We start from the raw sequence: 6243 nt of genomic DNA on the forward strand, positions 1-6243 counted from the left end.
CCCCCCCCCCCCCCCCCCCCCCCCCCCCCCCCCCCCCCCCCCCCCCCCCCCCCCCCCCCCCCCCCCCCCCCCCCCCAGTGAGCGAGGGCGCGGGAGAGGAAGGCGAGGACGGCGGGCATCCGCGCTGCGGTCGGGAACGCGCCGCCGTGGCCGGCGCCGGGCACGATCGTGACCTCCACGGCCGGCGCGCCGGCGGCCCGCAGCGCGTCGGCGAGCTCGAGGGACTGGCGGTGCGGCACGGTGCAGTCGGCGTCCCCGTGCTCGATGAGGAACGGCGGCAAGGGGGCGCGGCCGAGGTAGTTCAGGGGGCTGGCGACCCGGACGAGCTGCGGCACGGCGGCCACCGTGCGGCCGAGGAAGCGGGACTCCGGCGAGTCGGGGCGGCCATGCCCGGCGTCGGAGGCGGCGCAGCGGTCGTTCGCGCGAAGCTGATCGTCCATGGAGCCGAAGTTGACCGGGCCGTAGAAGTCGACGACGGCCTGGACGGCGCTGGAGACGCCCGGATTGCCCAGCGCCGGGTCGTCGTACATCGTGACCCCCGGCGTCGTTCCCAGCATGACGGCGAGGTACGCCCCGGCCGACGCCCCGCTCGCCGCGATCCGGTCCGGGTCCAGACCGTGGTCGGCGGCGTGCGCGCGGACCCAGCGCACCGCGGCCTTGACATCCTGGACCGCGGCGGGGAAGTGGGCCTCGCCGGAGAGCCGGTAGTTCAGGCTGGCGACGGCGTACCCGGCGCCAACCAGAGCGCGGATGACGGGCAGGTCGTCGCGTTTGTCGCCGAGTGCGAACGCGCCGCCGTGGATGGTGAGGACCACCGGCAGCCCCGTCCCGGCGCGGGGTGCGTCGGCGGCGGATGGTGCGTCGGCAGCGGATGGTGCCTGGGCGGTGATGGGTACCCTGGCGGCGGTCGCCCCGGGCAGGTAGAGGTCCAGGCGCTGGGCGGCAGACACCGGCGCGTAGGACACGTCCCGCAGCACCCGCATCTCGTCGATCTCGCCGGGTGTCCCGGCCGGGCCGCCCACCCGCCCGGGGCCGCTGGCCGGCGTCGACGTTTCGGGTTGGGCGACGTCGTGTCGGGAGCAGGCGGCGACGGCGAGGCCCAGGGCGAGCAGGCCACCCGTGGCCGCGGCCATGAGGCGGTGGGGGACGTGGTGGATGGCGGCGGTCCTCTCGCAGGCCGGGCGGCCGCTGGCGGTCCGGGTCACTGGCTGGTCGCGTGTCATCATGCCCGCCCGGATAGGCGCGATTGCCGCCAGTCCGGCCTGGGACGAGAGGTCAGGGCGGCGGCGGGATGTGAGCGACGCCATGCCCGTCGGCGGGACAGCTTTTTCGGTACGGTACGGTACTGTTTTGGTGGTCGCGCAGAGCCCTCGTGGGGGCTGTGGCCCGCCCCGGATTGTCCGCCGGGCGTTGATCCGAAGGAAGGGGGTGGCGAGCTATTTCGCCGCCGGCTGCCACCGGTCGGGGTCGGCCCCGGGACGAGTCCCGCGAGCAGGCGATTCTGGATGCGGCGCTGCAGCTGCTCGTCGAGGTTGGTTACGAGCGAATGAGCATGGTCGCCGTCGCGGCCCGGGCCCGGGCCAGTAAGGCGACGATCTATCGTCGGTGGTCCTGCAAGGACGAGATGGTCGTGGAGGCACTGCGGCGGCATGGTCCCGCCGATCACGTCCCCGCGGACACCGGTTGCCTGCGAGACGACATGGCCGCCGAGGTCCGCCTCTTGATCGATACCGTTTCGGGTCCGGACGGGTCGCTGCTCGTCTGCGTCCTGCGGGCGGCCAACGAGTCCCCTCGGCTGGCCTCGATGATCCAGGCCAACATCCTGCAACGCAAGGTGGACCTCGGCCGCTGTCTGCTGGAGCGGGCGGCGCAGCGGGGGGAACTGCTCGCCAAGGCCGAACCAGAGGTGCTTGTCGAGGTCATCCTTGCCATGATCTTCACCCGTCTGCTTGTCACGGGGGAGCCGTTGGACGAGGCGTTCGCCGACCACGTCGTCGACGACGTGGTGCTTCCGCTGCTCGCCGGTCGATCGACCCCACCCGCGGTGGGTATCGAACACCTGAGCTAATATCTTCTCGAACACCCGCGCGAAGGCGGGGTGGTCTGGGCGTGCCGTCCAGCGGACGTGAGACGAGTGGAGAGGTCGACCAGGGGGCGGCGAAGATGGCGCCGCCCCAGCCCGTGTGTCACACCCGCCGCGTTCCACCCTGTGCGGGTTCCACCACCTAGCTGCCAGCCCGACGTGGGCGGCCTGTATCCGATTCCGTTCGCCCCTCTGTCCGGCCGCCGCTGCGTCCCTGCCCCGCGCGCCGGTCGCCCCTGCCCGCCCGACGTGCACGTCCCGCTCGATGCGCACGTCCCGCTCGATGTGCACCTTCCGCTTGATGTGCACCTTCCGCTCGATGTCCCGGCAGCTCGTCTTCTCCGGCAAGGAGCCTCCTGTGACCACAACTGTCGACCGCAAGGCCGGGGATCCCCCGGTGGGCGTGGCCGACGGCGAGCCCGATCCCCGGCGGTGGCTGGCGCTGTGCATCATCGCCGTCGCGCAGCTCATGGTCGTGCTCGACGCGTCGATCGTGAACATCGCGATGCCACACGCCCAGGCCGACCTGGGCATCTCCACCGCCAACCGGCAATGGATGGTCACCGCGTACACCCTTGCCTTCGGCGGCCTGCTGCTCCTGGGTGGGCGCATTGCCGACTACCTGGGCCGCAAGCGGGCCTTCGTCTGGGGGCTGATCGGCTTCGCGCTCGCCTCGGCGCTCGGCGGGCTGGCGCCGAACGCCGCCCTGCTGTTCGCCGCCCGGGCCCTGCAGGGCGCGTTCGCGGCGCTGCTCGCGCCGGCCGCGTTGTCCCTGATCACCGTCGCGTTCACGGAGAGCCGCGAGCGGGCCAAGGCGTTCGGGGTGTACGGCGCGATCTCCGGCGGTGGCGCCGCGATCGGGCTCATCGTCGGCGGTCTGCTCACCGAGTACGCCTCCTGGCGGTGGTGCCTGCTGGTGAACGTGCCGATCGCACTCGTCACCGCGTTCTTCGCGGTGCCCGTGGTGCGGGAGAGCCGCGCAGAGGGTGAGGCCCGCTACGACCTGCCGGGCGCGGTGACGGTCACCGCCGGCCTCGTCGCCCTCGTCTACGGGTTCACGGTGGCCGCCGACGACGGCTGGAGCGACGCCCGTACCCTCGGGCTGCTCATCGGCTCGGTGGCGCTGCTCGCCGCGTTCGTCGTCATCGAGTCGCGTTCCGCCGCGCCGCTGCTGCCGCTGCGGGTCGCCTGGGAACGTAACCGCGGTGGGTCGTTCCTGGCCTCCCTGCTGATCGGCGCCGGGCTGTTCGCGATGTTCCTGTTCCTGACTTACTACTTCCAACAGACTCTGCGCTACAGCGCGTTGAAGACCGGGTTCGCCTTCCTGCCGTTCAGCGCCGGGATCATCGTCTCCGCGGGCGCGGCGAGCCAGCTTCTGCCGCGGGTGGGTCCGCGGGTGCTCGCCGGCGTCGGGACGACGATGGCCGCCGTCGGCATGGCGCTGCTGCTGTCCATCGGAGTCGACTCCAGCTACGTCGCCCACGTGCTGCCGTCGGAGCTGCTCATCAGCTTCGGCATGGGGTTCTCGTTCGTCCCGCTGTCGAGCCTGGCCCTCGTCGGCGTCGCTTCGCACGACGCCGGAGTCGCGAGCGCCTTGGTCAACACCACCCAGCAGATCGGCGGCTCGCTGGGCACCGCCCTGCTCAACACGGTCTACGCGACCGCCGTCGGCAGCTACCTCGATGACCACGGCCGAGGTCCGGCGGCGCTCGCGCAGTCACAGATCGAGGGCTACACCACCGCGTTCCTCTGGGGCGCGATCCTCATCGCGATCGCCGCAGTAGTGATCTTCGTGTTCATCCGAGCCGGGAGGGAGACCGCGGCAACCGTGGAGGGCGCCCCGGCGCACGTCGGCTGATCCGCCGGTCGCCGGTGCGGGCCCCGAACGGGCTCGCACCGGCCCGGCGTGACTTCTGAGTTCGACAGTTCTCGCTGAAAGTTCGACAGTCTCGCTGAAAGTTCGACAGTCTCGCTGAAAGTTCGACAGTCTCGCTCAGAGTTCGGCCTCGTCGCTCAGCATCGCCTGAGAGCTGAGCCGGAAGCCGACGGTCCCGTCGACAATCTTGCGGATGACGATCGCCTTCGGGTCCTTTCCGCCGACCCCGTCGACTCCGAGGGCGCCGGCCAGCGCCCGCAGCTGCGGCACCGACACCCGGCCGAGGGCGGCCAGGTGCTGGGCGGCCTCCTCTCGGCTCGCCGCGCCGAGCAGCGCCGCCCTCAACGCCTCGACATCCACCGAGGCCGCGGGCACCGCCGGCGTCGCTTTCGGTGTCTGCCTCACCGGTGTCTGCCTCACCGGTGTCCGCCTCACCGGTGTCCGCCTCGCCGGTGTCCGCCTCGCCGGTGTCTGTTTTATCGGGGTCTGTCGTGTCGGTGTCTGTCGTGTCGGCGTGGGGCTCGCCGGGGTCGGGCTCGCCGGGTGGCCGGGCGCCAGTGCGGCGGGGCGCGCGGCGGTGTCGCGCAGCGCCACGGGGAACGGATCGGCCGGGTCGGCGGCGGGATCCGCCGCCCATGGGCCGGGCGTGACCGTGACGGTCAGCCGCGTCCGGCCGGCCAGCAGCTCGCCGACCTGCTGCGCATCAAGTCCGGCGACCAGATCGGCGAGCTGGCGCAGGAGCAGCGTGCTCAGCCGGGCGGCCTCGTGGGCCTGCGGCGGTACGGGCGCTTCGGGCGCTTCGGGGGCGTTGCGGGCGTTGGTCAAGGGTGAGGCGTCCTGATCCGCTTGAGGAATTCCTCGACGAGGCGGTGCAGCTCCCAGGCGAGAGCGGGGGTGACCTGGTCGGAGAGGATGACGGGAAGCTGGGTGCGGGCCGCGCCGGCGAAGTGGTGGTTGCTCTCGCGGACCATCGCCTCGAAGACGGGCAGCCCGAGCTGCCGGGTCTGCGCGATGTAGGGGCGCAGGGCCGCGATCGGCTTGCCCGAGTAGTACTGCACCATCGTGAAGACGACCCCGAGGATGATCGGTTCCAGCTTCTTCACCGCCGGATGCAGGTCCGACTGCAGGTCGACGATGCGGTTGAACTCCCAGATGAACCGGCGCAGCCGGGACTGCAGGTGCTCGATGCCCAGGGTCGACAGCTCGTCCGGGCGGGCAGGGATCAGCAGCTGGTCGCTGGCCGCGACCGCCGCGCGGGTGATGACGCCGAAGTTCGGCGGGCAGTCCAGCAGGACCAGGTCATAGGCGGTCGGGGGGAGGGTCGCCAGCCCGGCGGCGAGCCGAAGGTAGACGTCGAAGTAGTGGCGGGTCGAGCGGTGCACCTCCGCGCCGCCGAGGCGCGCGGCGAGATTCATCTCGACGTCGCCGAGGGAGAGGTGGGAGGCGATCAGGTCGAGCGCCCCGCTGCCCTGCGCGATCCGGGAGTTCACCACCGCCGGCGACGTGATCAGCGGGGCGAGCGGCGGCACCGGGGCGTCCATCTGCCATGCCTCGAACCACTGCTTGATCGTCCGGTTGTCGGCGAGCCCCGCCCGCCACTGCTCGGGTCGGTAGAACGAGAAGGTCAGGCTGGCCTGCGGATCCAGGTCGAGGAGCAGGACCCGTTTGCCCCAGGCGGCGATCTGTGCGCCGAGGTTCGCGGTCACGGTGGTCTTCCCGACGCCGCCCTTGTAGTTCACGATCGAGATCACTCGCACGGCGATCCGCTCCCGTGCGCCGTCGTTGACCGGGCCATCCGTCTCCCCCGTCGCTGCGGTGCCACCCGTTCCCGCACCCCGCGTGAATCCTGTGCCGGCGGGGGTGCCGAACAGCACATCACGAGATGCTGGAGCGGCTGGAGCCTTGATCCGTGCCGGGTGGGCGCGATGCGTACACCTTGACCGGTAGTGGTGCGTTCCACCCCGTATTGGGGGCACGGTGGGTGATGTCGGCGCTACCACCGACGTGGAAGTCGCGGGTCTCCCGCGCTGTTCTGCCCGTTTTCCGATACCGAACGGTCACGTTCGGGTGGCTCGTCGCGGGAGCGAGCGAGCGGCGGTTTATCGTCTCGGCGGACCTTGTGCCGTCGCTGTCAACGCCTCGGGGGACGATGCCATCCATGAGTAGCTCCAGCGGGGCCGGACCCGGCACGGAACTCGGCCGGCGGCGTGCGCGGGGGCGTACGCCGTTCACCGCGCGGGTGCCCGGGTCGGCCGTGGCCCGTGCGGCCTACCCGGGCCGGGAC

Annotated in this window: 5 protein-coding genes; 2 read left to right on the top strand and 3 right to left on the bottom strand. The window is 71.9% G+C overall.

The features are described 5' to 3' along the window. The coding region (locus tag ND748_RS22445; RefSeq protein WP_308205698.1) for an alpha/beta hydrolase at positions 1–1205 on the bottom strand (1205 nt) is incomplete at its 3' end. A gap of 293 nt (positions 1206–1498) precedes the next feature. On the opposite strand from ND748_RS22445, the gene ND748_RS22450 reads away from it, so the two are divergent. After that, a complete protein-coding gene (locus ND748_RS22450; protein ID WP_308205699.1) occupies positions 1499–2068 on the top strand; it encodes a TetR/AcrR family transcriptional regulator in 570 nt (189 codons plus the stop codon). A 373-nt stretch (positions 2069–2441) separates the two neighbouring features. Further along, on the top strand, positions 2442–3941 hold the full coding sequence (locus tag ND748_RS22455) for an MFS transporter (RefSeq protein ID WP_251747946.1): 1500 nt from the start codon (positions 2442–2444) through the stop codon (positions 3939–3941). A gap of 135 nt (positions 3942–4076) precedes the next feature. Here ND748_RS22455 and ND748_RS22460 read toward each other — a convergent pair whose 3' ends face one another. Together ND748_RS22460 and ND748_RS22465 are read right to left on the bottom strand one after the other, a co-directional pair. Continuing rightward, positions 4077–4784, bottom strand: coding sequence for a hypothetical protein (locus ND748_RS22460; protein WP_251747947.1), 708 nt, complete (start codon positions 4782–4784; stop codon positions 4077–4079). Continuing rightward, on the bottom strand, positions 4781–5716 hold the full coding sequence (locus ND748_RS22465; protein ID WP_251747948.1) for a ParA family protein: 936 nt from the start codon (positions 5714–5716) through the stop codon (positions 4781–4783). The genes ND748_RS22460 and ND748_RS22465 overlap by 4 nt, the downstream gene beginning before the upstream one ends. Positions 5717–6243: the final 527 nt, after the last annotated feature.

The organism is Frankia sp. AiPs1, from assembly GCF_023716945.1.
Lineage (GTDB): Bacteria > Actinomycetota > Actinomycetes > Frankiales > Frankiaceae > Frankia.